The organism is Thermococcus sp. 5-4 (genome assembly GCF_002197185.1).
GTDB classification, from domain to species: Archaea; Methanobacteriota_B; Thermococci; order Thermococcales; family Thermococcaceae; genus Thermococcus; species Thermococcus radiotolerans.
The window spans coordinates 1359484-1383537 of the sequence record NZ_CP021848.1 but is presented as its reverse complement, the minus strand read 5'-3'; the positions used below and the strand labels follow the sequence as shown (position 1 = coordinate 1383537).

Genomic DNA, 24054 nt, shown 5'->3' with positions numbered 1-24054 from the left:
CTTGAATCCAAAATGTCATCGAAAGCCTCACTCCCCCATAACCTGCACTATAACGCGCCTGTGCCTCGGTATCACGTCGAGTTCGACGAAGAAAATCTGCTGCCAGGTTCCGCGCACGAGCCTGCCGTTAAGGACGGGGAAGCATTCGCTCGCACCGAGGAGGGTCGCCCTAAGGTGGCTGTGGGCGTTGTCGTCTATCCTGTCGTGGAGGTAGCCTTTGCCTTTGGGAATTAGCTCCCTCAAAGCTCGCTTGAAGTCCTCCAGAAGGCCGGATTCATGCTCTATCGTGACTATCGCGCCGGTGGCACCGGGAACGAAGACCAGAACCTGACCGTTCTCGATTCCAGATTCCTCAACGATCCTCTCGACCTCGCGGGTTATATCCACCAGGTCAATCTCTCCCTTCGTGGAAAAGCGGAGCTCCTTCGTCACGACCTTCATACCACCACCCCGCGATGAGTCCGAGGGTGAAGCCTATTAGGTTTGCGGCCATGTCGGCGAAGGAGAACGTTCTACCGGGGACGAAGAGCTGGAGGAACTCCAGGAGGAACGGTAGGGGCAGCAGGTAGGCCCACCAACGCCATCCAAGGATGCCCAGGGCAGAGAATTCTAGCAGATGAACCAGCTTATCCCCGTTGGCCACGGGCGACGATGGGACCCTCGGGGTCAGGTTCAGAAACAGAAGAAGGAGCACGTAGAGGAAGAGAAGCCTTCGCCTCAAAGGTTCTCCACCAGCCTCTTGAGTTTCTCCACGACGTCAAAGGGCGTCTCACCGAATACGTAGACCAGCGGCTCAACTCCAAAGCCGCCCACGTCAACGACGGCGTCGTAACAGCCCTGCCTGAAGACGTCCGCTATGACCCTCACGGCCTCATCCTCGCTCAGCCCACCTGTTTTAACCCTTGCGACTTTGAAGCCCGCAGCCTCGAGGGCCGTTTCGACGTCGCGGCCGTACCTGATGTTGAGAACGCTCCGTATCTCGGGCCTGATATCGGCCAGCCTAACGAGTATTCTCGCTGTGAACTCGCTGGCCCCGAACTCGGGCGGCAGCGCAAAGGCCTTCCCCTTGACGGCCGTTATCCTTCCCGGGATTGCCGCAACGTCCTCGATGCCCCGTGGAGAAGGGAGGGCATAGGCAAAGTTGCTCCTGACCTCCGGAATGAGCTCCGGGAACTTCTCATTTCTGATCAGCTCGTTGAGCGCCATGTTCAGAACCTCAAGAATCTCGCCCCTGAGGGGACGCACGGCGAAGAGCGACCTGCAGGAGTCCTCACTAACACCCGCGTACTCGGCGTAGAAGCCGCACAGAAAGCCGCTCTGGAAGAGCTCAAAGATTCTCCTCGCCACGAGAAGGACAGCGTCCTCACGGCGTCCCCCGAAGAGGATGAATTTGGACACCTCGTTGGCGATGTCCTCCAGCCTCTGGGCCACCTCCTCAGGGGGGACCTTGTACCTGCCCGAGAGGTACTTGCTAACCATCGCCTGGGTTATGCCGAGGTACTCGGCTATCTGGGACTGCTTCATGCCCTCGCGGTAGAGCCTCTCGGCTATCTTGGCCCTCAGAAAAGGCATCAACTCCTCGGCTATGTAAACGCTGGGAGTCCTCATACTACCACCCTAAAACTAAGTTATTGAAACTTCGAACCGAGGTTTAAAGGGTTACCGTCGACAACTTTATGTCAAAAAACGTTTAAAAACCCATCGATTTTTACATCGGAAGGGCTTTTATGGACTGGAAAGGACGAGACGTGATAAGCGTTAGGGACTTCTCGAAGGAAGATATTGAGTTTGTTTTGAAGGTTGCCGAAAGACTTGAAACGGAGCTCAACGAGAAGGGCGCACTCGACTATGCAAAGGGAAAGATACTCGCGACGCTCTTCTTCGAACCATCAACGAGAACCCGCTTAAGCTTTGAAAGCGCCATGCACCGCCTAGGCGGCTCGGTCATCGGATTCTCCTCCGCCGCTAGTACTAGCGTTAAGAAGGGTGAAAGCCTGGCCGACACGATAAAGACGGTCGAACAGTACAGCGACGTTATAGTGATACGCCATCCGATGGAGGGGGCAGCGAGGCTCGCCGCGGAGGTTGCTGATATACCGGTCATCAACGCCGGCGACGGCAGCAATCAGCATCCAACCCAGACCCTCCTCGACCTCTACACGATAAAGCGCGCCTTCGGGAGGATAGACGGCCTGACCATAGGCCTGCTCGGAGACCTCAAGTACGGGAGAACCGTCCACAGCCTGGCGGAGGCTCTGGCCTTCTATGACGTCGAGCTCTACCTGATTTCACCGGAGCTTTTGAGGATGCCCAAGCACATCATAGAGGAACTCCGCGAGAAGGGAGTTAGAATCCACGAGACGACCGACCTGGAGGGAACGATCCCGGAGCTGGACGTTCTCTACGTCACCAGAATCCAGCGCGAGCGCTTCCCGGACGAGCAGGAGTACCTCAAGGTCAAGGGCAGCTACCAGGTGAACTGCGCGGTTCTGAAGAAGGCCAAAGAAAGCCTCAGGATAATGCACCCGCTCCCGAGGGTCGACGAGATACACCCGGAGGTCGACAGGACGGAGCACGCGCTCTACTTCAGGCAGGTCTTCTCCGGAGTTCCCGTGAGAATGGCCCTTCTGGGTTTAACACTGGGGGTGCTTTGAATGGCCGAGCTCAAGGTTACCGCCATTAGAGAGGGAACCGTCATAGACCACATCCCAGCCGGAAAGGGGCTGAAGGTCATTGAGATACTCCGCCTCAACAGGCCGAACGGAGGCGTTCTCCTTCTCGCCTCGAACGTCCACAGCGGAAAGCTCGGAAGGAAGGACATCGTCAAGATAGAGGGCAAGTTCCTGAGCGAGGAGGAGGTTAACAAGATAGCCCTCATCGCTCCAACTGCTACCGTCAACATAGTGCGGGGCTACAAGGTGGCCGAGAAGTTCAAGGTCGAGGTTCCGGACGAGATAACCGGAATCCTCCGCTGTGCCAATCCAAACTGCGTCAGCAACCACGAGTACACCGTTTCAAAGTTCTACGTCGTCTCAAGGGAGCCCCTCAAGGTGCGCTGCCACTACTGCGAGAGGACGATGGAAGAAGAGGAGATACTGGGCAACCTCTAGCCCTTCTCCAATTTTCATCCTCATTCCAGCAGGTGGGGAACCCTTCTAAGCACCGGGATCGTGGCGGCCAGGCCCATGAAGACGTCGATGGCGCTCTGAATGGCGTTCGGGAGCCCAATGGCGACCCAGAAAGGAACACCAGTCCAACTCTCGACAGCCTGGATCACCTGCTCCCTTGGAAGGCCGAGCCATATCTCAAGGGCAACGTAGTAGTTGAGGGCCAGCATGAGGGGTATCCTTATCGCGATTCCGGCGAGGTAGGCAACCACCGCAAACAGAAGGAGCCTCTGTCTCACCCCATCGCCAAGCTCAAAGCGCGTGAGTCTCCTAGCCGCTTCAAAGCCCACGATGACCGAGAGGGTGGCGAGGGACTTCATCATAGCCCCGAGCCAGCTGGCTGAGGATACCACGCTGAGGCCAGCAAAGAGCAGCAGAACCGCGGTTAATCCTCCGGCGAACCCAGTGAGGAGGTAGACCATCACTATCGGAACCGCCACGAGGTCTATCTTCATCCCCCACACGGTGGGCATCTCAATAGGCATCACATCGAAGAGCAGCGAGAGTCCCAGCATCATGCCGATTAGAGCTATCTCCCTCGAACTCATCCTCACCCCAATCACCGGAGGGAGTTTGTTCCACATTTTATAAATTTTTGTTCTTATTTTGGAACAAATTTCCCGCCGAGAACCTTAAAAGTCCGCCCCTTGAGGTAAGAGGGAAGAGCCATGTTCACGATCAAGGGGATATCGGAGCTGGTGGGGGAGATAAGGCGCGAGAACGGTTTTCCGGAGAGCCCGTTCAGGATAGACGAGGTTCGCTATGACCCCGGGGGTGACAAGCTCTTCATAATCGCCCACGACAGAACGGACAAGAGCGTCGTCATAGGAAACAGCTTCGTAATCGGGAAGCTCCGCGAGAGGCTCAAAGTCAAACAGGTCACGGTCTATTCCAATCTTGACCTGGAGATAAAGCGGAGGAAGCTCAAGGAAGCCGAAAAACTCGTTGAAGGAACTGAGCTTGAGTTCCTCCTCCCGATAATCGAGGCGGAGAAGAGGTTTCCCCCGAGAAAGTGGCCGGACGTCAGAGGGGACGTCAAAACGCTCGTCTTCATGAGCTTCAATGCAAAGGCCCTGGTAGGCTTTGCCGAGGGGCTGAACCTGCCCCACGATGCCGTTGGAATCAGGTACGCCTTTCCGAGGCTGAAGTACGAGCCGATAGACGGAGAGCCAGAGGAACTGTTCTTTCCGGACGAGAGGAAACTTATCGGGATTGCGGAGGAGAGGGGGGCGAAACTGATTCTGGCGGATTTTCCCTTCGGTCTGAAGTTTGAGGGGGTTTACCTCCTCAACCCCTTCCGGCTGCTGCACATAGGCTTCTTCGAGCTGAAGTACCTCTTCGGCTTTGAGAGGCCCGTGGTGTACGACAAAAAAGCCTTAATTCGGTTCATCACAGACTTAACCTACGAGGGGCTTATGGAATCGACCGACGGAGCGAATCTAATCTGGAGGATGTGGAGAAGATGATAGTCGGTGTCGTTGGAAAGATAGCCGCCGGAAAGACGACGGTTGCAAAGTTCTTCGAGGAGAGGGGATTCTGCAGGGTTTCCTGCAGCGATCCGCTGATAGACCTGCTCACCCACAACGTCTCGGACTACTCGTGGATTCCAGAGCTGCCTGAGAAGGCCGAGCCAACGCGGGACAGGCTCATAGAGTTCGGGAAGTACCTCAAGGAGACCTACGGTGAGGACATACTCATAAGGCTCGCCGTTGACAAGATGAGGCACTGCGAAAACATCGTCATAGACGGCGTCCGCTCCGAGGGGGAGATAAAGGCCGTCAAGAGGCTCGGCGGAAAGGTCATCTACGTCGAGGCGAGCCCGGAGGTGAGGTTCGAGCGCCTGATGAGGAGGAAGGCGAGCAAGGACAAGGGCATAAGGAGCTTTGCCGACTTCAAGGCCATGGATGACGCCGAGGAGCGCTTATACCGCACGAGCGAGCTGAAGGGCCTGGCCGACTACGTGATAACCAACGAGGGAACGCTCGAGGAGCTGAGGGAGAAGGTCGAGGGGATAATTGAAGAGGTGGTTGGATGAAGCTCCTCATCATCGCCCCCTGCCTCCTGAGTCCGTTCTACGTCTACCGCGGGCCGAAGGAGAAGGAGTACGTGACGGCGAGGCTCCTGAGGGAACTGATTGGAGAGCTCGGCGAGGACTGGCAGGTTCTAGCCTATCCGTGCCCCGAATACGAGCTGATGGGCTGGCCGAGGGCGCCGGCGAGCCGGGAAGTTTACGAAAGGCTCGGAATGCGCGAGAGGGCCAAGACCATAGTGGACTTCATCGGAAGGGTTCTGACAGAGGAAAAGCCGGAGAGGGTAGTTTTCATAGGCGTTAAGGGCTCACCGACCTGCGGGGTCTTCCACACGAGCTCGAGCGACCCGGAAAGCTATCCCTACTCGGCCATGCAGGAGTTCTTCTACATGAGCAAGGAGGAGAGACTGGGCCGCTCTAGGGAGATGGTGGAGGGACAGGGATTCAAGCTCGTGAAGGCGCCAGGAATACTCTTTGAGATACTCCAGAGCAGGTTTCCCGAGGGAACGTACATCGAGTTCGACAAGGACGATATCGAGGGGAGCATGGAAAGGGTTAAATCGGTTCTTGTTGAATTAGGGGCCAGATGATGCAACATGATGTGGTACACGCACGTGGTTTTCGGGGTTCTCTTCTACCTGATAGCGGTTCTCTTTGGAGCCCCGATGAGCTTTCTGGACATCGGTATGGCCGCCTTCGGCGCCCTGATGCCGGACATAGACCATCCCAAGTCGTACATCTCGACCAAGCTGCCCGGCGGAACCGTCATGCCCAGGTTCGTGGAGCACAGGGGGCCGACTCACACCATAGAGGCTGGAATACTGATAACCGCCCTCGTTGGCGGCCTGGCGTACTGGATAACGAACAGCTACTGGCCGGCGGTGGCGTTCTTCATAGGCTACATCTCGCACCTCTTCGCAGATACGCTCACGGTTTCGGGCATCAAATGGAGCCATTTCTCAAGCTTCCACCCGAGGGGGAAGATAAAAACCGGAACGAGGGGAGAGGGACTGGTTCTGATACTGGTGACCTTCACCACGGTGATGCTGTTCGCGTACATCGTCATGCCGGAGGAAACAAGCAAGAACCTCGGCTGGGTCATGCTGATAGCCCTGATGGCGACCTTCGCGATAATAGGGAAGAAGCTGAAGAGGTTGAAGTGATCAGGCCCTGGTTATTGCATCCCTCACCAGCCTTTCCGCCTTCTCCATGAGCTCCTTAGCCTTATCCTCGGTGTGGGCTTCCAGAGTTATGCGCATTATCGGCTCGGTTCCGCTCGGGCGGAAGAGGATCCACCAGTTGGAGTTCTCGATTCTAACGCCATCTATGTCTATGAGCCTCTCGTAGTCGAAGCTCCTGAGGGCCTCGTGGGCGATTATCTCCATTGCCCTCGCTTTCTTCTCGTTGGGGCAGGGTATCTTCGCCCTCAAGGTTACGTAGCGCGGAACTTCCTTTGCTAGCTCGCTCAGCGGGCCGAGTTTGTCAATCATCTCAAGGACGAGCGCTCCAGCGAAGATACCATCTGGGGTGAGGTTCCACTCGGGCATTATCCACGTCCCGCTCGGCTCGCCGCCGAAGACGCCACCGTGCTTGGCCAGCTCGTCCGCGACGGCAACGTCCCCGACGCGCGTCCTTATAACCTCGCCACCGAGGGGTTTGACGTAGTCGTCCAGGGCGAAACCGGCATCGACCGTCGTCACGATTTTGCCCTTTCCGAACTTCCTGAGCATGTAGCCGGCTATAAGCGAGAGCATGACCTCGTACTCGACGAAGTTGCCCCGGTCATCCACGACCCCAATTCTGTCGGCGTCGCCATCGTGGGCTATTCCGACGTCGGCCTTCATGACCCTAACAGTGTTCGCCAGTCCCGAAAGGCTCTCCGCGTTCGGCTCGAGCTCCCTGACGAAGAAACCGCTGGGATGGGAGTTGAGGCTTATCACGCGGTTGCCCATCTCCCTCTGGAGGTAGGGGCTCAGAATCGAGCCGGCCCCGTTGCCGGAGTCGAGAACGACGGTGTAGGAACCGTCCAGGTGAACCATCTCAAGGGCGGCCTCTATGTACTCCTCCCTCGGGTCGGCCTTTCTGAGGCTTCCAATCTCGTTCCAGGGGGCCTTCTTGAAGTTCCCGGATTCCAGAATAGCCTCAAGCCTGTTCTCCATCTCGGGGGTGTAGGCCATCCCATTGGCCTGCCAGACCTTTATACCGTTGTACTCGGGCGGGTTGTGGCTTGCGGTGATTGTAACGCCCGCATCTGCACCGTAGAGCCTGATGGCGAAGCCGGTGAGGGGCGTGGGCGCGAGGCCGATGTCTATAACGTCTATTCCCGCAGATAGGAGCCCGCTCACCAGGGCTCTCTTCAGCATCTCGCCGCTCGTCCTCGTGTCCATGCCGACGACGACCGTTCCCTCGCCGAGGCAAGTCCCAAGGGCCCTGCCGACACCCAGGGCAAGCTCAGGGGTTAGCTTTTCGTTGACGACCTCTCGAATCCCGCTGGTTCCAAAGTACCTTCCCATGGGCACCACCTGGCTAAAGGCGTATATACGATGGGCGAATATAACCCTTTGGGTGAGTGTCATGGAGGAAAACTTCCCCTACGCAAGGGCGGCGCTGCTGTTTTCCCTCATAGCCGTCGCGGTGCTGATCTTCGCGGGCCTCTACTTTGACGTGAGGATTACCCTGATTTCCCTGCCCCTGCTCGTCTTCCTCGCGGTCATCTTCATAGGCTGGAGCGGCAACCGGTGTCTAAACAAAGGAGAGATGCGGCGCGCCATAGCGGCGACCCTCGTTGCGACGTTCATCGTCCTCGTCCTTGGAAGCGACTACATCACGATACCCTCTGAGCTGAGAAACTACTTCCTCGGCGTTCTCTCGACGATAATAGGCTTCTACTTCGGCTACCGTGGCAGGGAGACGGAGGAGGAGAGGATGGAGCGCATAATCCGCGGTCTGGGGGCTAACCTCCAGGGAAACGAGAACGAGGGCTGAGGGCCCCACGGGCCCCCAGCATCTTTGATCGTCCAGGACAGAAAAGGAAAGAGCCCGAAAACCCAGACTAAGGTTCGGACTACTTCTTCTCCAGCCGGTAGATTCCGACCGAGACGGTATAGCTCTCAACGTTTACGGGAGCCTTGTAGTCAATCCTGACCTGGAACGGCTGGGTTGAGCCGTAGATGAGCTCGTTCGTTTCCGATTCGGTCAGGACGTTGCCGCTCTCGTCGAGGATGGTTATTTTTTCCACGGTTCCCTCGCTGTCTGCGGTTATCTTGTACTTGCCGGGCTCAAGGACGTGGCTGAGGTAGAACACATCTCCCGTAACGGTTTCGCTCTTGACCTCGACCGGAACCTTCGTGTAGGCGGTATCGTAGTAGTACTGCATCCCGAAGATTGCCACTACACCGATGAGCACGAGCAGGAAAAATCCCACCAGGAGTTTCTTGAACAGTCCCATTTTCTCACCTCCCTCCAGTTTTAGAAACCGTCACCAGTCCGGGGAGTTCCTCAGCGGTAACCTCCCCGCTCTGGAGCCGTATTATATCCCTCGAGGACATCGAGAGGGTCACCGTCCCGTTATCGGCCAGGTAGGTTATCGAAACGGTCTCCACCCAAGGAGCATCTTCTAGGACGACGAAGGCCATCGCGAAGTAGTCCTTCCAGAAGCCTTCTCTATCGGCGAGATACTCCAGGGTTACTGAAGCAGTCTCGTTGGTCAGTTCAACGCTTTGAACCCTCGAATCGAACAGGGTGAGGTCGCTCTCGATCCTGAATTCGGGCCTCCTGATGTCTTCAAGCTCGGCGTTCTCAAGGTCCCCGTTCATTACTGTCACTGCCAGCAGCGGTTCGCCCAGGTAGTACGCCTCCACGCGGACCCTCTTGGCATGGCTTGATGAGTATGCCATCCCTGCAACGTCGTAGAGCATCGCGGTGAGGTTATCGTCGACGGTGGGGATGCCCATCCTGACCAAGGCGTCATCCCTTGAGAGGGAAACCTCAACCTCCGTGGCGCCGAGGGCCTTGACCTCATCCTGCAGCGATGAAACTCCTCCAGAGGAACTCCCGGTATCAAGGCCTGGAAGGCCCTCCGGAACCTTGACCTCTCCGCTGATGTAGAGGTAGCCACCAACGAGCAGGAGAATCAAGAGAACGGCCCAGCCCTTCATATCATCCCCTCCTCGAAGAGCTTGTTCAGGTAGAGCCTTATTCTGGCCTCCTGGTCCTTGTAGGGGCCCTTGGACTGGGCGTTGAGGGTCTGAACCTTCCTGTCCTGGCTCGTCTCCTCCATGACGTCGTCTATCGTTCTCCTGATGATGTCTTGGTACTTCATGCCGAGCCTTTTGTAGTACTCGGCCCTCTCCGCAGTCTTCCTGAACTCCCAGCCGTAGTCCTGGGCGACCGACTTCTTGACGGCTATTCCCAGGGACTGAACGATGAACTCCACGGGCTTCGTTTCCGGACCCGTGGGGATAGAGTTCTTCGCCGGTGAGAGCCTGAGCTCCCTCTCCTCGATGCCACTCATGTCATTGTACAGCGCCGCACTCCTACCGTCAACGTGGAGATCGAGGGCGGTCTTCCTCACCGCGTCCTCTCCCTGGAAGAGCTCGCTGTCCTTGTAGGCCTTGACGTAGTCCTTGAAGAGTCCGAGGGGAGAAACGCCGTACTTCTCCAGCAGGCCGTCGAGAGCCTCTAGGCTTGAGTCAACGGTCTTGTCGAGGACGTATTTGTTGCCGTAGTACTTCAGCTTGAAGCTCAGGGCGGTGCCCTTGGCATCTGCACCCTTGTTGATGACCCTTACCAGCTCACCCTCCGGGGTCTTGACCCGCACCACCTCGATGTTCCCGCCGCTCAGTCCCTCAAGCTTCCCCAGCGTTTCCTCCATCCTGGCCTTAGCCTCGGGGCTGAGCACCACGTTAGGCCTCTCAAGGCTGGAACCGCCGTTTTTGGTTTCTCCCGTTCCAGTCGTGGTTGTCGTGGTCACGTTTCCCGAGCCCCCCGAGGGAGCACCGGGGCCGCTGGTTAGGGGTATCAAAACCATGTTTCCGGGAATCGTGTCGAGGTAGTGGTTGATTAGGGTCGGAAGGGCCACCTCAACGTCGCAGGAGGAATCGTCGTAGTACCACCCCTTAGCGAGGATAAGGTACGGTCCCTCCATGACGATGTACCTAACAGTGACCTGGAGCCTGGGCGACTCGTCGGGATGTGCCTCAACCCAGCTCTCGCAGCTCGCCGAGATGCACTCGTGGGTTATGACCTCCCTGAAGACGGCCCACTTGGAGTCGGACGAACCTCCGGCCTCGTCGACCGTGTAGCGGTAATGAGTCGCCACGTAGGGATTCCCGTCGAGGTCATTCCCCACCTCGTCCCTGTCCTTGTAGGAGCGCCAGTCCGCCAAGGTCTCCTCGTAATAACTCCTTTTGGCGCTTGCATCCGTGAAGTAGCCCATCCAGAGGTCAATCTCGTAGGTAGCGTTGAGCTTGCCCCTATCCCTGCAGACGAAGGCGAAGTCGGCCAGGCTCGGCACATCAGCGCTCCCCATCATAGTGCCCCAGCCTTTTACCTTCAGATTGAGCGAGAGGAGTTCCGAATCGCTCGGGGGCGAGCGCACGTACGGTTCCACAGCCTCGCCGTAGGCCAGCATTGAACCGAAGAGAAGGCCCGCTACCATGAGCACGATGTAAATCCTAGGTGCCCTCATGCCATCATCCCCAGAACCGCCCGGAACGCGGGCTCGTTCTTTCCAACCATAGTTCCACTTCCATTATCACCCATCTCGCGGAAAAGAAAAGCGGGACAGGGTTGCGTATTTCAACAAGTTACACGTTTTTAGGTAATAAGCCTTTCGGAGAAAAAGATTCGAAAAACGGAGAAATCAGGGCATCAGAGGCGAAGTTTATTCGCCAGCTCGACCAGCTTCCTCGCCCTCTCGAGCGAGACCTCGTTCTCGACCTTTCCGTCGCGTTTGATCCACGTGCCCACTATGAAGCCATCGGCGTGCTCCCAGAGCTCCGGGAGGTTGTCGTAGCCCGTTCCAGAGCCCACTATGACCGGTACAGGCGAGATTCTCTTTGCGACGGCCAGTTTTTCAACGTCAACCGGCTTTCCTGTTGCTCTGCCGCTGACCACTATCACGTCGGCAAGGCCGCGCTCGACGGTGTCCCTTATCGCGTCCTCGAAGTCGAAGAAGTGAACCGCGTGCTTGACGTGGACGTCGGCGAAGACCTTTATTTTGCTCGGGAGGAGCTTTCTGAGCTTAGCGAGCTCGTGGGCGATGCCCTCTATGAGGCCCTGGTCTGTGTAAGCTATACCACTCAGCACGTTCACCCTTATGAAGTCCGCCTTCACTGCGTAGGCTATTGAGTACGCGGCGATTCCATCGTTGCGGAGAACGTTTATCCCAAGGGGAAGGCTCACCTCGTCGCGGATTGCCTTGGCGACCGCCGTGAAAGCCGCGACGGTCGTCTTGTCCACGTGCTTCGGGAAGGGAACGTCGCCGAAGTTCTCGACCATTATCGCGTCGAAGCCGGCCTCCTCAAGGGTTCTCGCGTCCCTGAGGGCGGATTCGATTACGGCGTCGAGGCTCCCATCGTAGAGGTACGAACCCGGAAGGGGCCGCAGGTGAACCATGCCTATGAGGGGTTTCCTCTCGAATTCCATAACACCACCAATCCAAGGATGACCCGCCGATAGTTAAGGGTTTTGGACAGGGATGTCCAAAGTACTACATTGATGCAAAGCCTTATATAACCCGCGATTGAAGTAAGGAACATCATGGTGGGGCGGAAATACATCGCCTTTCTCACCCTCACACTGCTGTCTCTCCTCCTTACCTCCGTCGTCCTGGGACCAGCCCTCATTGAGGCTCCCCCTGAAACCAAGAGCATCGAGGAGATACTCTCTCCGAAGCTTCCGCCCGGGAACGAGAGCAACGAAACCGGGCCACCGGTCGAGGTTCCGGTTTCTCCCCACTTCGTCCTCCTGGTAACAGGGGCCGCCCACACCCACTACCTCAGGCTCAACGTCTACACCGACTACGTTGACGGAAGGTGGACGACGAGAAACGCCACGAGGGTTCCGAGCAACGTCATTGCCCCTCCGGAGATAAAAGTCCCCTACCACAGCGAAAGGGACAGGGTGACCGTCGTCTCGTTCCTTCCCCTCAGCGGGAACCTCTTCACCTCCCTCTACACGACCCGCGTTGACGGTGCCGGGGCCGAGGCGGTTCCGGAGTACAACCTCTTCAGAACCGGCCTGAACGTGACGACCTACTCATTCTCCGCGGTGAGCTACACCTTTGACTGGCCCTACCTGGTCAACCTCACCGCTGGAAACCAGACGGAGTACCTCTCCGCCCCCAACGACACCCAGCTCGTGGTCCTGGCGAGGGGCATAACCATGGGCACGAGTTCGGACTACGGGAGGGCTCTGAGTATAGCGAGGTATCTGGCCAACAACTACAGGCACGTGGAGAACGCCACGCCCCCGGCCAACACAGACAGACTGAAGTGGTTCCTGTTTGAGTCCAAAGCGGGTAGCTCCTACGACTTTGCCACAGCCTTCGTCGTGCTGGCGAGGCTGAACGGCCTTCCCGCGAGGCTCGTCGAGGGAGTCTATATCGATGCGATTCCCCAGACCCAGGTCGTGACCGAGAGAAACAGGCACTTCTGGGCGGAGGTTTACTTCAAGAATGCGGGCTGGCTGGTCTTCGACCCGCTGCACCCAGATCAGAACGTTTACGTTCCCTTCGAGCTCGAGATTACGCCGCCGAAGATGACCCTCAACCCCGGTTCGCCGGGAACGGTTACGGTAAAGTTCGAGCGGGTCGCGGGCGGGACGAACTCGAGCGTTGTCGTGGAGGTTCCCACCCTCGGAAGGATAGCGCTCATCAACGAGTCGGGGATATACAATCTGACGGTGGGCCCCTTTGAGGAACCCGGCCACTACCCGGTCATTGCCAGGGCCTCCACGGGAGCCGGAACGCCGATGTCCGTGCTCCGTCTTACCGCAGTTACGGCTCCGGGGGCGATAACCGTCATCCCGGACCAGGCATCGGTTGGACTCCTCAAGGAGAACCAGGTTGTCCTCGGTCTTTCCATCCAGGGCGCCACCCAGGATGTAAGGCTCGAAACAACCTCCCCGCTGGTTGAGACGTGGTTCTGGTGGGGAACGCCGGGAAGCGAGACCGGGATATACGTCAGGCTGGCCCCACCCCTCAGGTATCCCCCCGGCTGGCACGTCCTTAACCTGACCGTTACGAGCGGAGCGGAGAGGTACCCCCTATACATCCCAGTCTTCGTAATGGAATCCACGTCCCTCGGCGTGAAGGTCCCCGAAACGCTCACCGCGGGCGATTCGCTCACCGTAAACGGCACGGTGAGGGGGACGGTCACCGGGGAGGCACCGTCCCTGGGGAACGTCGCTGTATTTCTGAACGATGGGGAGAGGAACATCCTGATAGGATACGGCAACGTCTCGAACGGTAGATTCTCGATCCCCGTTAAAATCCCCGAGTACCTCAAACCTGGAACCAGGCAGGTCGGGGTGTACTACGTGGCACCCCCCGGATACCCGTACCTCGCCACGGGGACAACGCTCGTAGTCAAGGTAAAGGGGCTGGCGAGGTTCTCGCTTCCCGGGCTGATTCTGGCCAGGCCAGGAAACGTCACCATCGTGGGGACGCTCCTCGATGGGGCGGATGAGCCGATAGCCAACGCCAGCGTTGCCTATTACTTAGACGGAAGATACCTCGGAAACGCAACGACCCGCACCGACGGCAGGTTCTCCCTGAGGCTGGAGATTCCGGGGATAGAGCAACACACGCTGACTCTTGAGTACCCAGGAAGTGCCAACTACTCCCCGGCGACCATAAGCGTTAGGGTCGCAACCGTTGAGCTCGACGTTCCCGAGAAAGTGACCGGTGAGCTCGGAAAACCCGTTAAAATCAGCGGGAGGGTCATCGGGATTGAGAACGCCACTCTAACCGCCTATGTGTTCCCGGGCAAGACCTACACATTCAACGTCGTCAACGGAAGCTTCGATTTCACCATCGAGCCCTTCCAGACCGTCGGTGAGAGGTCCCTGGAGTTCAGGCACGGCGCCAGCGTTCTGAAACGGATAACCGTTGCGGTGGTCTCTCCTGTGAAGATAGAACTGCTCACGTCGGAGGCGAAGGGAGAGGAAACCGCCCGGCTGAAGTTCCGGGTCGTGGATTCCGTTGACGACCCCGTCGGCGGCGTCTACCTCAACGTCAGCGTAGACGGCTTCGTGATGCGCGTGATGACCAACGGCTCGGGGATAGCCACCCTCGACGTCCCCGTGCCCGAGAAGAAAACCAACGCAACTGTGAGGGTTGCCTTCGACGGCTCCCCCTACTACCTGCCCGCCAGCGGGAGGTTCCACGTCATAATAGCCAAAAAGCGGAAAATCCCCTGGCTCTACATCGGTGTGATCGTGATAATCGGCGCTCTGGTGGCCAGATACAGGCTCGTGAAGAGGAAACCCGAGGAGAGAAGGCGGGAAAAGATTCTGAAGATAATATTCAACAACGGCATACCCCTGTTTCAGGAGGGCGAGACCATGGAGATAAGCATAGAGTGCGACGGTGAGCCTGAGCTCTACGTCGATGGAAAACCCTTCGGGAAGGGGCGGGACTTCAAGCTGACCCTTCCACTGGGAGACCACACGATAGAGGCCAGGTGCGGCGACCTCGTGGAGACAGCAACGGCAAGGATACTGCCCAGCTACAACGATGCCGTCGTGGAGTACTACGAGAGGTGCTTCCTCCCCTGGGCGAAGGGTGTGGGAGTGGACGTGGACGAACTGACGCCCAGGGAGATAGCGGAGACCCTCACGGAGATGATGTACCCCTGGGAGCCGATAGATACCCTCACATGGATATTCGAGAAGGCCAAGTACAGCGGAAGGAGGGTCTCGAGGGACGAGTTCATACGGTTCTATCGCTCGGTGCTCGAGGTGATAGGGGGTGGCTGCGGTGTTTAAAGTCAACTGGGGGAGAGTCGCCATATACATCGGCGCCCTAACGCTCATGTACGCCCTCTCCATCCAGATGGAAGCGTTGAGGGTGCTCATGGCCCCCGTCGCGGTTCTGGTGGCGTTCCTGGTGGCGGGAGAATTCATCGCCGCCATACGGAGAAAAAATGAAGCGTTCGTGACCAGACTGCTGGGGGTTACCCTCGCGGCGCTCTTTGCGCCCTCCGGATGGAACCTGCCCGCGGCCATGATCGCCCTCGGCGGAGGAATGGCTTTCATAGCCCCCCGGCTCGAGAGTCACTCCCGGTTCATCAGGGGAGCCGGGCTGTTGATTGGCCTCTACGGCATCTCAAGGCTCCCCCCTCTCGCCGCAGTTGGAAGCGTCTTCAGCTACGCCGGCCTTTTCCTGTTCCTCGGCTATTCCGTGGCGGAGCTCGGCGAGAGGTATCCCTGGACCGAGCCCGTTGAGAGGAACCTGCTCGGGCTCGGCGCCCTCGGTGCAATCCTCGGCCTCTACGTGGCGGTGAGGGGGAGCCTGAGCGAGAGCCATCCGGAGCTCGTGTTCTACGGGGAGTGGCTGGTTCTTCTCCTGGGCGTCATCGCGGCGGGAAGCATGGTCTATTCGTACATCAGCGAAAAAGACCCGGAAGCGTACCTCCTTTCCCAGTGGAGAAAGCACGAGGCGAAGACCGTGGAGAAGCTCGGCCCCGAGCTCTCCGAGGCTATGGAAGCGGTTGAGGACTTCGTGGTGCGCGGGAAAAAGGGGCCGCTGGTGGCGTTCATAGCCTACTACGGCTCCCGGCTCTTCGATGACAGGAAGCGGTTCGAGGCGCTCGTAGAAAAGATAGCCGACTACAGGGCCAGGCAAACCTCCCGGCTAACGCCGCTCTGGATAAGGCACGCCTACGAGCGGAGGGAGCTGGAAAGGAGGATTAAAATCGTTGAGGAAGTTTTTGATGAACTGAGAACGCTCATGGGGTGGGAGTCATGATGGAGGTTAAAGAGGCGTTTGAGACCCTTGAGGAAATCGTTGAGGGGATTTCCAAGGTGTATATTGGCAATGAGGTTGTTGTTAGGAAGACTCTAGCTGCCGCGCTGGTGAATGGGAACGTCCTCTTCGAGGATTACCCCGGGTTGGGTAAAACCCTCCTGGCAAAAGCCTTTGGGAAAGTTCTGGGCTTGAAGTACACGCGAGTCCAATTCACGCCGGATTTACTCCCCGCGGACATTCTGGGCACCAAAGTCTGGCGCCAGAACCTCGGAACATTCGAACTAATCAAAGGGCCCATATTCACCCACGTGCTTTTAGCGGACGAGATCAATCGAGCGCCGCCAAAGACTCAGTCGGCGCTGCTCGAAGCCATGGAGGAGAAGCAGGTAACTATCGAGGGAGAAACCTTCACCCTGGAGAGGCCCTTCTTCGTGATTGCAACTCAGAACCCGATTGAGTTCGAGGGGACTTACCCGCTCCCAGAGGCTCAGTTAGACCGTTTCCTGCTCAGGCTTCGCGTTGGTTATCCGAAGAGTTTAGAGGATGAGATTGCCATTCTCGAGGCTCGCTTGTCTTGGGGAAAGGACGACCCAACGGTTGACATGAAGGCTTTGATCGACCGTGAGACTTTTGTCGAAATGCAGGAGCTGGTAGAGCGGAGAATCTTCATCAGCAGGGACCTGCTGAGGTACATTGCCGAACTCATCAGGAACGCCCGCTCTGACGAGCGGGTTGAGGCGGGGCCAAGCCCGAGGGGTGGCATTGCCTTGATGAAGGTTGCGAAGGCGAATGCTTTGCTTGAGGGCAGGGATTTCGTCCTGCCGGATGATGTTAAGGCTTACGCGGTTGATGCTTTGGCGCACAGGATTGTTATCAAGCCCGAGTACGCTTTTGAAGGCATAAGTGGTGAGGAAATCGTTAGGGAAGCCCTAGAAAAAACACCCGTACCGAAAGAGGCGGGGGAGAGATGAGGAAAAGCCTGGTGGGATACATCCTCTGGGCATTGCTCCTCGGGACGGCCTTCCTCTCGCCGGGGATGATAGGCCTAGCCATAGTGCCGCTTTCTCTGCTCGCCCTGGCGATGCTCGTTGACCCTCCCAGGGAGGTGAGGGTGAAGAGGAAGCTCTCAAGGCGCGAGATAAGGCTCGGCGAGGAGGTCGAGATCAGGGTCGAGGTTACCGTGGAGAAGGGACTCGGACTGGTCGTCGTCAGGGACCCGCTTCCAAAGAACGCCGCCCTCACATCGGGAAACAACGTTGGGGTGTTCTTCAAGGGACTGAAGCCGCTGAAGGCCAGTTACACCTACAGGATACGGCCGATGCTCAGGGGATTCTACACGCTGCCGAGGAGTGAGGTAACCACCAGAAATCCGCTGGGGACGAGGTACATCTGGGGGCTCTACGGCGAGGAGCTCAGGCTCAGGGCGGTCCCAAAGGTCATCAGGGCGGTTCCGATTGCGGAGACGAGGAGGAAGGCAAAGATAAGCGTCCCGGAAACGAGTTTCTCGATAAGGGGGCCCATCTCCACCGACTTCAAGGAGATAAGGGACTACCAGACCGGCGATCCGGTGAAGCTCATAAACTGGAAGGCCACCGCGAGGATGGGGCGGGTTCTCGTCAACGAGTTCGAGAGGGAGGGCAAGAAAACCGTCCTCTTCATAGTCGACGCGAGGGAGGGCATGAAGATCGGCCCCGAGAGCGAGAGCCCGTACGAGCACGCCATGAACCTCGTCGCCTCGATGGCACACCGCTTCCTGAGGAAGGACTACCACGTCGGTCTCTACCTCCTCGGGGCAAAGAAGTTCCTCCCGCCGGCCACTGGGCCCAGACAGCTCCACACGATTGTGAAGACGATGATGGACTTCGAGAGGGTTAAGACGGAGGAGGAGAGCTTCTCAGATGCGGTCGAAAGGCTGAAGAGGATACTGGTTCAGTACAGCCCCCTCGTCATCTACGTCTCCAACGTCCTCGAGAGGACGAGTGGCGAAACCAGGAGGGGAGTGCTCACCGTGATGGCCGTCCACAGGGGAAAATCCAGGCCGGTGGTGGTAGACATCTCCGTCTATCCGACCCTCGACCCTAAAACGGGCACGCTGATTGAGATGGAGAAGCGAGCCATAATGGCGGAGCTCGAGGGCACCGGGGCCTACGTCGTCCGCTGGCTCCCCGGAAGGGAGGATATCGGAGAGGTGCTGAGCAAGCTGCTGGGGGAGATAAGATGAACTTCAGGGTGGAAAAGCTGGCGGTGGTGCTTCCGGCGATAATCCTGACGTCCCTGGCGTACTCCAACTTACTCCGCCCAGGGGACTACCTGTTGGCGGTGGCCTTCGGGATAATCCTCCTGGGGACGTTCCTCTCCAGAGGTTCCGCCAGCGGAACGGTCTTTCTCTCGACGGTCCTCTACTCTGTTCCCTACGCCATAGCGTTTTCGCAGTTCCTGCCCTTGGCATTCCCCGAGGCGTACAGAAACCTGAGCGAGGCCATACTGGCGAGCCCCTACTTCTCCAACCCGCTGGTAATCTTCACCCTGATAGCCCTGAGCATACTCGCCGACTACGTTGAAACCGCCGAGACCTGGGAGGAGACATTAAGGCGGCTCGGATGGAGGGACACCGGTGGAAAGACCCTCCTTTACGGCCTCCCCGTCGTCCTACTGGCCTTTGCACTCTCCCTGGGACTCCTGTGGCTTGGAAGAAGTCTGGGACTCTCAACAACAGGGGTTCTGCTGCCTGTCCTCCTGCTCGTCCTTGGCCTGGCGGTGGCGTACTCGTCAATCGAGGGTGGAAACTATCGGAGGGTCGTCATTGCAGTCGAGCTCCCTCCTCTGAACGGGGAGGTAATCATAGAGAACCCCGATGAAAGAAGGGTCATGCCGCTGAGCCGTTCCGCGGCCTTCGAGTGGGACACCATTCGATTGGAGGCCGAGATGAAGAAAAGGCCGACTCGGGTGGTTCTGCGGAGCGGTGGCGGCGAGGAGGTTCTGACCCCCCTCATAGAGAGCGTCGACGGCGAGACCCTGTTCCTCCTCTATAGGAGGGGCAGTAAGGAAGGTTAATATACTCCCACATCCAAGGGTAACACGGTGAGAGTCATGAGCACAAACCTTCCAAAGGCCGTTGTTCGGCATTTAGAACCAGATGAAAAGGTTCTGTTTACCGTCAGAAAAAAGGTCAGCCTCGAAAAGCCGAAGTGGCTGGTAATAACGGACAGGAGAATAGTCTACATAGATGAGAAAGTCCTCGGAAGGTACGACATGAAGGCAATACCCTACCAGAAGCTTGAGGAGGTCACCGTTGAGCTGGGCGTCATATCCTCGGAGTTCATCATAAAGGGCGAGGAGAACATAAGGCTCAAGCTCGGCTGGATGAACAAGGAGCAGGCCAGGGCGACGATAAACGCCATAAAGGATGCGCTGAACGCAATAGCCATCGAGCCGGTAACGATAGAGGTCAAGAAGGGCCTGACACACGAGACGTGGGTGCTGAAGAAGCCCAAGGAGCTCGTCAGCAGGGTCGTTCCGGCTGGAACCACCGTCCAGCACGCGCCGGCCGTGGAGAAGAAGGAAGACCCCCTCGAGAAGCTCAAGAAGCTGAAGGAGCTCTACGACATGGGCGTTATAAGCGCCGAAGAGTACGAGGAAAAGAGAAAGAAGCTGCTTGAACAGATTTAACTCCTTTTCTTCCAGATTATTAGAGCCGCCCCGAGCAGGAGGAGGGCGGCGAGGATGTAGGGGAGGGGATTCCCTCCAATTGGCCTGTGGACTATCGTCGTCGTTGGCATCGCAACGATGGGAGGCTCATCCCTCAGAACCACAACCGTGGAGTTCACGAAGCCGTAGAGGGTGACGTTGAGGGGTTCAAGCTCCCCCCATGGAGAACCAGTGTAGAGCTCCACAGAGAATGCCGTTCCGTTGGGGAGCGGGGCAACGGTGAAGTAGTAGCCCGTTGATGATCTGAATAGGGGTCTCGGCTCGGCCAGCTCCGATAGGTTACCCTTAATCCAGAGCCTCCCGGTGAGGTTTGTGGCGTTGATGGCTATAAGCGCTGGAAGATCGTTCCCCGAATAGTAGCGCAGCTTTGCCGGTTCGCTGGCCTTTCCCCCGGTTTCGACCACGACGTCGAGCCAGGCATTCTCAGTCTTCACCGCGGGAACCTCGACGAGTATTTCGGTCGAATTCCACGAGAGAACCCTCGCCTCAACGTCGCCGATGGTAACCCTTCCGGAGGAGCCGAAGCCGGCTCCACCTATGAGAACCCTCTGGCCGGGCTGGGCGATGTAAGGGGTCACCGAACCTATGAGGGGTTCTTTCTGCTCCCCTTCGATGTGGAAGACGTAGAAGCCGTTGCGCCCGAGTTCAAGGGATGCCCTTCCATTCGAAACGCTCATCTCGGCCCCGTAGAGTGCATCCCGGTACGTCCCGTCAGGCCAGTTGAGGTTGAGGGTCAGACTGACGGGCGAGCCCTTGTTCATGACGGCTAGAAGCTTATGGCTTCCAAAGGTTCTCTCAAAGGCCCACACGGAGTAGTTGGCATAAACCGTTCTGAAGTCTCCAAAGGCCAGGGCATCGTTGGTCTTTCTCAGCTCCGCCAGTGTTCTGATTATCCTCGCCGCCTCGGTTGTGTTGTTGAAGACCATCATCGGCCTGTTGTACGGGTCGCCCTTCCCGTCCCCGCTCACCAGATAGCTCTCGTCGCCGTAGTATATCACCGGGATCCCGGGCAGGGTCATCGTCAGTGCCAGGGCCATGTGGAAGCGCTCCACCGCGTCGTCCCGCTTTGCCGCGTTGAGGAAGCGGACGAGGTCGTGGCTGTCGAGGAAGTTAACCTGTTTGTTCGGATAGACGAAGAGGGAGTAGTAATCCTCAAGCGTTCTGGAGAGAGTTTCGAGACTTCCCACGAAGCCGAAGGTCCTCACTATGTCCTCCCTTATCGGTATGTTGAGAACCGGCGAGACGTTGGAGTAGCGGTAGAGCTCGTAGAGGTCGTCGCTCCTTTCCGGCGAGAGTGAGTAGTACTCTCCGTAGATGAAGAGGGGTCTCTCAGAGTAGAGGCGCAGGTAGAGGCTCTCAAGCCAGCCGAGTTCCATGTGCTTGACGGCGTCGATCCTGAAGCCGCAGGCCCCGGAGTGGGCGAAGAGGAGCGCGCCCTCCGTGAGGTATGAGTCGACCCACGGATTGAGCTGGTTGAAGTCGGCCAGGCCGAAGAGGTTGGCGTACTTGAGGGGAATCCCGGCCCAGGTGAATATGTTGCCGTTGTGGTGGTAGACGTTCTCCCTGATGCCCGTGTACGAGTTCACCGTGGCGTTTCTGGTGTCCCTGTGGTAGTCGGTTACAAAGGTGCCGTTGTCGTAGAGCGCTCCAAACTCACCGTCCGTCGCCGGGTTGGAGTGGTTGGGGACGTAGTCAACGATTACGCATATATCCCTCTTCCCAGCTTCCTCCACGAGCCTCCTGAAATCCTTCCAGTCACCAAAGTGCTCCTCTATGCGTTTGTAGTCGCGCGTCCAGTAGCCGTGGTAGGGGGCACTCCCCCCTGCCATCCTGTTGATGTTGTCGTTGAGCGGGGAGACCCATATCATTGAGACGCCGAGGCTTCGGATGTAGTCGAGCTTCTCGGTGAGGCCTTCCAGGTCGCCGCCCCAGTAGAGGCGGTAGTTGGTGTGGGTCGGGTCGTAGAAGGGCCCGTTGTTGCTCGCGTTTCCATCGTAGAAGCGGTCGACCATCACCTGGTAAACGACGCCCCTCTCGGGGACTTGGTAAGCGCCGACCAGCGGCATCAGGAGCATCAGGGTTACGATGACCACCAGAACTGACCTCACAGTATCACCAGGGGTGATAAGAAAAGGGGCTTAAAAACCTCACGTCCCGAGTATGTCCTTGAAGCTCATGGACACTATCGAACCCAGAATCTCGTCGTTTGCAGCCTTCAGGGCCCTGAGCCTGTACTTCCCCTTGCCAGCCTCCCACTGGAGCACCGTGCTGGCGGTCTCCTCGAGGAGTGGGAGGAGCTCGGGATTCCTCCGCTCCAGAACATCCCTGTTTATGAAGTAGAAGGCGAAGCGGCTCTTCCTGCCAACGAACGTTGATATGTTGCGGACGAGCCTTATAACGTCCTGCCTCTCGAGGGCCACGAAGAGCTTGTGTATGCCGAGGACCGGGTTGCACACGACCCTTTCAGGCACGACCTTGTCGTATATCTTTCCGTAGTACTTGAAATCGAGGGAGTACTTGTCCACCTCGACCCTGCCAACGACGTTGCCGAACTCCCTGTTGCCCCCGATCTTTATTACCGGGATCTCCATGAGGTCCTCTGTGTTCAGACCCATCAGTTCAAGTCGAATCACGTACTCGGAAAATGTGTCCGAGATATCGTCAATAAGAACCGGGCTCTCTGCGTGCCCGCATCTGCGGCACATGAGGTAGAGGAGGAGTTCGGGAGACGATACCGCGCTGTATTCAACGAGCACAGTCTCACCGGGCCTTATTTTGAGGAGGATCTTGTCAATCCCGTGACATACCATATCCGCTCACCTATCTAGTTTTTAAGACGCCGAACTATAAAAGCTTACCGAGAAGGGCCCGAATCTACACCAATCTGGCAATGCCGAGAACCCTCGGGGAATAAAAGGAGCCCTTTCTAACGATTTCGCGTCCGATTGCCCGGAGTGAACGCAGGAACTGGAAGGCGTTTCCGACGAGCATGTTGTCCCTGAACGGTCCCATCTCGCCGTTCTTAACAACGTAGCCCAGCTCAACGGTCAGCGAGAAGTCCCCGCTCACGGGGTTGGCGGTGTGCTCACCGAAGACCTTCCTCACGACGATCCCCTCGAAGTCCCCAAGGTTCTCGTCACCTGGGGCCACCATCACGTTGCTCGTCCCTATGTGGGGGGTCGTCCTGAAGTCCCGGACCGCGTTCCCAGTGCTCCTCAAATTCAGGAAGCGGGCGTAGGTTTCGTCGAGGAGGAAGGAGCGTATTACGCCATCCTCGACCAGAAGGGTCCTCTCTCCGGGATTACCCTCGCCGTCGAAGGGGAAGCTTCCAACGCCCCCCGGAACAGTTGCATCATCGATGACCGTAAGTCCCTCGGGTGCGACCTCCTCACCGAGCTTGGAAAAGCGGCTCCTGCCGTGATAAACGCCGTCTCCGAAGAGGTTCTCGAGGAATATCCCCAGAACGGCGCGGAAGGCCTCGGGTTCAAGGAGAATCTCACCCGAGTGGGGCTCCATCTTCCCGGCGCGATAGCTGAGCTCGGCCTCCTCGATGGCAGAGAGGATCGCGTTCTCAAGCTCCTCGAAGGGCTGAAGGGAACGATAGGTCTGATAATACGAACCCGAACCGGTTTTTCCATCCTTTTTCACGGCGTAGGCCGAGACGCTCATCCCGGTACCTTTGGTCTCAAGCCAGACCCCGTTGGAGTTCGCTATCCCGTAGGTGCTGACCGCGAGGGCCATCGACCCCGACAGCGTGAGGGAATTGTCCTTCAGCTCGCGCATCCTGGCGGCGAACTCCCCCGCGAGGGAGTGGGCCTCCTCGAAGGGTATCTCATCTATCCTCCTGTCGTAGAGACCCCCAACACGGGGCACCTTTGCCGGAGAAGGGAAGCCAACGAAGGGCACCTCGCTAACCTTGGCAAGCTTTATCGTCCGCTTTACGAACTCCTCAAGCGTTTTCCTGTCGTGATTCAGGCCGGTTACGTAGGAGAAGCCGAGCCGTCCTCTGTAGCCGACGCGCAGGCCTATGCCGGAATGGAACTTCCTCTGGGAGCGTTCGAGTCTCTCGCGCTCTATCCGGAAGGAGCCTCCCCTGCCCTTCTCCCAGTAGAGCTCCCACTCAACGTTCTCTCGCTCCAGGATTTCGATGAGTTCCTCTATCATTGGCACCGAGAGAA

General features: G+C 57.8%; 25 protein-coding genes. 13 read left to right on the top strand and 12 right to left on the bottom strand.

Annotation, left to right across the window (positions count from 1 at the left end):
• Window positions 1-27: 27 nt before the first annotated feature.
• Genes CDI07_RS07660 through CDI07_RS07650 form a run of 3 tightly spaced genes read right to left on the bottom strand, consistent with a single transcriptional unit; the run spans window position 28 to window position 1608 of the window.
• Window positions 28-441, bottom strand: coding sequence for a secondary thiamine-phosphate synthase enzyme YjbQ (locus CDI07_RS07660; RefSeq protein ID WP_088181058.1), 414 nt, complete (start codon window positions 439-441; stop codon window positions 28-30).
• Window positions 392-721 carry a VanZ family protein gene (locus CDI07_RS07655; RefSeq protein ID WP_088181057.1) on the bottom strand — a complete coding sequence of 110 codons (330 nt, stop codon included), beginning with the start codon at window positions 719-721 and terminating at the stop codon, window positions 392-394. The genes CDI07_RS07660 and CDI07_RS07655 overlap by 50 nt, the downstream gene beginning before the upstream one ends.
• Entirely contained in the window at window positions 718-1608 is an 891-nt protein-coding gene (locus tag CDI07_RS07650; protein ID WP_088181056.1) for a thiamine-phosphate synthase family protein, read from the bottom strand. The genes CDI07_RS07655 and CDI07_RS07650 overlap by 4 nt, the downstream gene beginning before the upstream one ends.
• A 119-nt stretch (window positions 1609-1727) precedes the next feature.
• Between CDI07_RS07650 and pyrB the strand changes: the two genes are divergently transcribed.
• Both pyrB and pyrI read left to right on the top strand, forming a co-directional pair.
• Complete coding sequence (gene pyrB, locus CDI07_RS07645) at window positions 1728-2654, top strand: aspartate carbamoyltransferase (RefSeq protein WP_088181055.1); 927 nt, start codon at window positions 1728-1730, stop codon at window positions 2652-2654.
• Window positions 2655-3110 carry an aspartate carbamoyltransferase regulatory subunit gene (gene pyrI, locus CDI07_RS07640; protein WP_088181054.1) on the top strand — a complete coding sequence of 152 codons (456 nt, stop codon included), beginning with the start codon at window positions 2655-2657 and terminating at the stop codon, window positions 3108-3110. It abuts the gene before it with no gap.
• A 20-nt stretch (window positions 3111-3130) separates the two neighbouring features.
• On the opposite strand, the gene CDI07_RS07635 is transcribed toward pyrI, so the two are convergent.
• On the bottom strand, window positions 3131-3715 hold the full coding sequence (locus CDI07_RS07635) for a hypothetical protein (protein WP_088181567.1): 585 nt from the start codon (window positions 3713-3715) through the stop codon (window positions 3131-3133).
• 120 nt (window positions 3716-3835) lie between these two features.
• Between CDI07_RS07635 and CDI07_RS07630 the strand changes: the two genes are divergently transcribed.
• From CDI07_RS07630 to CDI07_RS07615, 4 genes are read left to right on the top strand one after another with little or no spacing between them, the layout of a single operon-like run.
• Window positions 3836-4633: a hypothetical protein gene (locus CDI07_RS07630; RefSeq protein ID WP_088181053.1), complete on the top strand. Its 798-nt coding sequence runs from the start codon at window positions 3836-3838 to the stop codon at window positions 4631-4633.
• On the top strand, window positions 4630-5202 hold the full coding sequence (locus CDI07_RS07625; RefSeq protein ID WP_088181566.1) for an AAA family ATPase: 573 nt from the start codon (window positions 4630-4632) through the stop codon (window positions 5200-5202). Before CDI07_RS07630 ends, CDI07_RS07625 begins: the two co-directional genes overlap by 4 nt.
• Entirely contained in the window at window positions 5199-5786 is a 588-nt protein-coding gene (locus CDI07_RS07620) for a DUF523 domain-containing protein (RefSeq protein WP_088181052.1), read from the top strand. Before CDI07_RS07625 ends, CDI07_RS07620 begins: the two co-directional genes overlap by 4 nt.
• 6 nt (window positions 5787-5792) lie before the next feature.
• Window positions 5793-6359: a metal-dependent hydrolase gene (locus CDI07_RS07615; RefSeq protein WP_088181051.1), complete on the top strand. Its 567-nt coding sequence runs from the start codon at window positions 5793-5795 to the stop codon at window positions 6357-6359.
• Here the strand turns inward: CDI07_RS07615 and glmM are convergent, their stop codons facing one another.
• A complete protein-coding gene (gene glmM, locus CDI07_RS07610; protein WP_088181050.1) occupies window positions 6360-7709 on the bottom strand; it encodes a phosphoglucosamine mutase in 1350 nt (449 codons plus the stop codon).
• Window positions 7710-7770: 61 nt separating this feature from the next.
• Between glmM and CDI07_RS07605 the strand changes: the two genes are divergently transcribed.
• Window positions 7771-8181 (top strand): hypothetical protein, encoded by a 411-nt coding sequence (locus CDI07_RS07605; protein WP_088181049.1) that lies wholly within the window; start codon window positions 7771-7773, stop codon window positions 8179-8181.
• Between the two features lie 79 nt (window positions 8182-8260).
• Here the strand turns inward: CDI07_RS07605 and CDI07_RS07600 are convergent, their stop codons facing one another.
• The 4 genes from CDI07_RS07600 to CDI07_RS07585 all read right to left on the bottom strand — a co-directional run bounded on the left by CDI07_RS07600 (window position 8261) and on the right by CDI07_RS07585 (window position 11844).
• On the bottom strand, window positions 8261-8644 hold the full coding sequence (locus CDI07_RS07600) for a hypothetical protein (protein ID WP_088181048.1): 384 nt from the start codon (window positions 8642-8644) through the stop codon (window positions 8261-8263).
• Between the two features lie 4 nt (window positions 8645-8648).
• Window positions 8649-9353 (bottom strand): hypothetical protein, encoded by a 705-nt coding sequence (locus CDI07_RS07595; RefSeq protein WP_088181047.1) that lies wholly within the window; start codon window positions 9351-9353, stop codon window positions 8649-8651.
• Complete coding sequence (locus CDI07_RS07590) at window positions 9350-10885, bottom strand: hypothetical protein (RefSeq protein WP_088181046.1); 1536 nt, start codon at window positions 10883-10885, stop codon at window positions 9350-9352. The genes CDI07_RS07595 and CDI07_RS07590 overlap by 4 nt, the downstream gene beginning before the upstream one ends.
• Before the next feature lie 182 nt (window positions 10886-11067).
• Window positions 11068-11844, bottom strand: a complete 777-nt coding sequence (locus CDI07_RS07585) for a BtpA/SgcQ family protein (protein WP_088181045.1) — start codon at window positions 11842-11844, stop codon at window positions 11068-11070.
• A 114-nt stretch (window positions 11845-11958) separates the two neighbouring features.
• Between CDI07_RS07585 and CDI07_RS07580 the strand changes: the two genes are divergently transcribed.
• Genes CDI07_RS07580 through CDI07_RS07555 form a run of 6 tightly spaced genes read left to right on the top strand, consistent with a single transcriptional unit; the run spans window position 11959 to window position 19837 of the window.
• Window positions 11959-15186, top strand: coding sequence for a transglutaminase domain-containing protein (locus CDI07_RS07580; RefSeq protein ID WP_088181044.1), 3228 nt, complete (start codon window positions 11959-11961; stop codon window positions 15184-15186).
• Window positions 15170-16168 carry a hypothetical protein gene (locus CDI07_RS07575; protein ID WP_226996558.1) on the top strand — a complete coding sequence of 333 codons (999 nt, stop codon included), beginning with the start codon at window positions 15170-15172 and terminating at the stop codon, window positions 16166-16168. Before CDI07_RS07580 ends, CDI07_RS07575 begins: the two co-directional genes overlap by 17 nt.
• Window positions 16165-17139, top strand: a complete 975-nt coding sequence (locus tag CDI07_RS07570; RefSeq protein WP_088181043.1) for a MoxR family ATPase — start codon at window positions 16165-16167, stop codon at window positions 17137-17139. Before CDI07_RS07575 ends, CDI07_RS07570 begins: the two co-directional genes overlap by 4 nt.
• Window positions 17136-18389: a DUF58 domain-containing protein gene (locus CDI07_RS07565; RefSeq protein WP_088181042.1), complete on the top strand. Its 1254-nt coding sequence runs from the start codon at window positions 17136-17138 to the stop codon at window positions 18387-18389. Before CDI07_RS07570 ends, CDI07_RS07565 begins: the two co-directional genes overlap by 4 nt.
• Window positions 18386-19222 (top strand): hypothetical protein, encoded by an 837-nt coding sequence (locus tag CDI07_RS07560; RefSeq protein ID WP_088181041.1) that lies wholly within the window; start codon window positions 18386-18388, stop codon window positions 19220-19222. The genes CDI07_RS07565 and CDI07_RS07560 overlap by 4 nt, the downstream gene beginning before the upstream one ends.
• Before the next feature lie 36 nt (window positions 19223-19258).
• Complete coding sequence (locus CDI07_RS07555; protein WP_088181040.1) at window positions 19259-19837, top strand: PH domain-containing protein; 579 nt, start codon at window positions 19259-19261, stop codon at window positions 19835-19837.
• Here CDI07_RS07555 and CDI07_RS07550 read toward each other — a convergent pair.
• The 3 genes from CDI07_RS07550 to CDI07_RS07540 form a co-directional block, all read right to left on the bottom strand.
• Window positions 19834-21951 carry an alpha-amylase family glycosyl hydrolase gene (locus CDI07_RS07550; protein WP_394335171.1) on the bottom strand — a complete coding sequence of 706 codons (2118 nt, stop codon included), beginning with the start codon at window positions 21949-21951 and terminating at the stop codon, window positions 19834-19836. The two genes, CDI07_RS07555 and CDI07_RS07550, sit on opposite strands and share 4 nt — an antisense overlap.
• A gap of 72 nt (window positions 21952-22023) precedes the next feature.
• Window positions 22024-22686, bottom strand: coding sequence for a DUF257 family protein (locus CDI07_RS07545; RefSeq protein ID WP_088181038.1), 663 nt, complete (start codon window positions 22684-22686; stop codon window positions 22024-22026).
• Window positions 22687-22750: 64 nt separating this feature from the next.
• A complete protein-coding gene (locus CDI07_RS07540) occupies window positions 22751-24040 on the bottom strand; it encodes a TldD/PmbA family protein (RefSeq protein ID WP_088181037.1) in 1290 nt (429 codons plus the stop codon).
• Between the last annotated feature and the right edge of the window lie 14 nt (window positions 24041-24054).

Bases quoted from the DNA above. Each gene is read 5' to 3' on its own strand.
- CDI07_RS07660 (WP_088181058.1), bottom strand. From the start codon at position 441: ATGAAGGTCGTGACGAAGGAGCTCCGCTTTTCCACGAAGGGAGAGATT.
- CDI07_RS07650 (WP_088181056.1), bottom strand. From the start codon at position 1,608: ATGAGGACTCCCAGCGTTTACATAGCCGAGGAGTTGATGCCTTTTCTG.
- pyrB (WP_088181055.1), top strand. From the start codon at position 1,728: ATGGACTGGAAAGGACGAGACGTGATAAGCGTTAGGGACTTCTCGAAG.
- pyrI (WP_088181054.1), top strand. From the start codon at position 2,655: ATGGCCGAGCTCAAGGTTACCGCCATTAGAGAGGGAACCGTCATAGAC.
- CDI07_RS07635 (WP_088181567.1), bottom strand. From the start codon at position 3,715: ATGAGTTCGAGGGAGATAGCTCTAATCGGCATGATGCTGGGACTCTCG.
- CDI07_RS07630 (WP_088181053.1), top strand. From the start codon at position 3,836: ATGTTCACGATCAAGGGGATATCGGAGCTGGTGGGGGAGATAAGGCGC.
- CDI07_RS07625 (WP_088181566.1), top strand. From the start codon at position 4,630: ATGATAGTCGGTGTCGTTGGAAAGATAGCCGCCGGAAAGACGACGGTT.
- CDI07_RS07620 (WP_088181052.1), top strand. From the start codon at position 5,199: ATGAAGCTCCTCATCATCGCCCCCTGCCTCCTGAGTCCGTTCTACGTC.
- CDI07_RS07615 (WP_088181051.1), top strand. From the start codon at position 5,793: ATGATGTGGTACACGCACGTGGTTTTCGGGGTTCTCTTCTACCTGATA.
- glmM (WP_088181050.1), bottom strand. From the start codon at position 7,709: ATGGGAAGGTACTTTGGAACCAGCGGGATTCGAGAGGTCGTCAACGAA.
- CDI07_RS07605 (WP_088181049.1), top strand. From the start codon at position 7,771: ATGGAGGAAAACTTCCCCTACGCAAGGGCGGCGCTGCTGTTTTCCCTC.
- CDI07_RS07600 (WP_088181048.1), bottom strand. From the start codon at position 8,644: ATGGGACTGTTCAAGAAACTCCTGGTGGGATTTTTCCTGCTCGTGCTC.
- CDI07_RS07595 (WP_088181047.1), bottom strand. From the start codon at position 9,353: ATGAAGGGCTGGGCCGTTCTCTTGATTCTCCTGCTCGTTGGTGGCTAC.
- CDI07_RS07590 (WP_088181046.1), bottom strand. From the start codon at position 10,885: ATGAGGGCACCTAGGATTTACATCGTGCTCATGGTAGCGGGCCTTCTC.
- CDI07_RS07585 (WP_088181045.1), bottom strand. From the start codon at position 11,844: ATGGAATTCGAGAGGAAACCCCTCATAGGCATGGTTCACCTGCGGCCC.
- CDI07_RS07580 (WP_088181044.1), top strand. From the start codon at position 11,959: ATGGTGGGGCGGAAATACATCGCCTTTCTCACCCTCACACTGCTGTCT.
- CDI07_RS07570 (WP_088181043.1), top strand. From the start codon at position 16,165: ATGATGGAGGTTAAAGAGGCGTTTGAGACCCTTGAGGAAATCGTTGAG.
- CDI07_RS07565 (WP_088181042.1), top strand. From the start codon at position 17,136: ATGAGGAAAAGCCTGGTGGGATACATCCTCTGGGCATTGCTCCTCGGG.
- CDI07_RS07560 (WP_088181041.1), top strand. From the start codon at position 18,386: ATGAACTTCAGGGTGGAAAAGCTGGCGGTGGTGCTTCCGGCGATAATC.
- CDI07_RS07555 (WP_088181040.1), top strand. From the start codon at position 19,259: ATGAGCACAAACCTTCCAAAGGCCGTTGTTCGGCATTTAGAACCAGAT.
- CDI07_RS07550 (WP_394335171.1), bottom strand. From the start codon at position 21,951: ATGCTCCTGATGCCGCTGGTCGGCGCTTACCAAGTCCCCGAGAGGGGC.
- CDI07_RS07545 (WP_088181038.1), bottom strand. From the start codon at position 22,686: ATGGTATGTCACGGGATTGACAAGATCCTCCTCAAAATAAGGCCCGGT.
- CDI07_RS07540 (WP_088181037.1), bottom strand. From the start codon at position 24,040: ATGATAGAGGAACTCATCGAAATCCTGGAGCGAGAGAACGTTGAGTGG.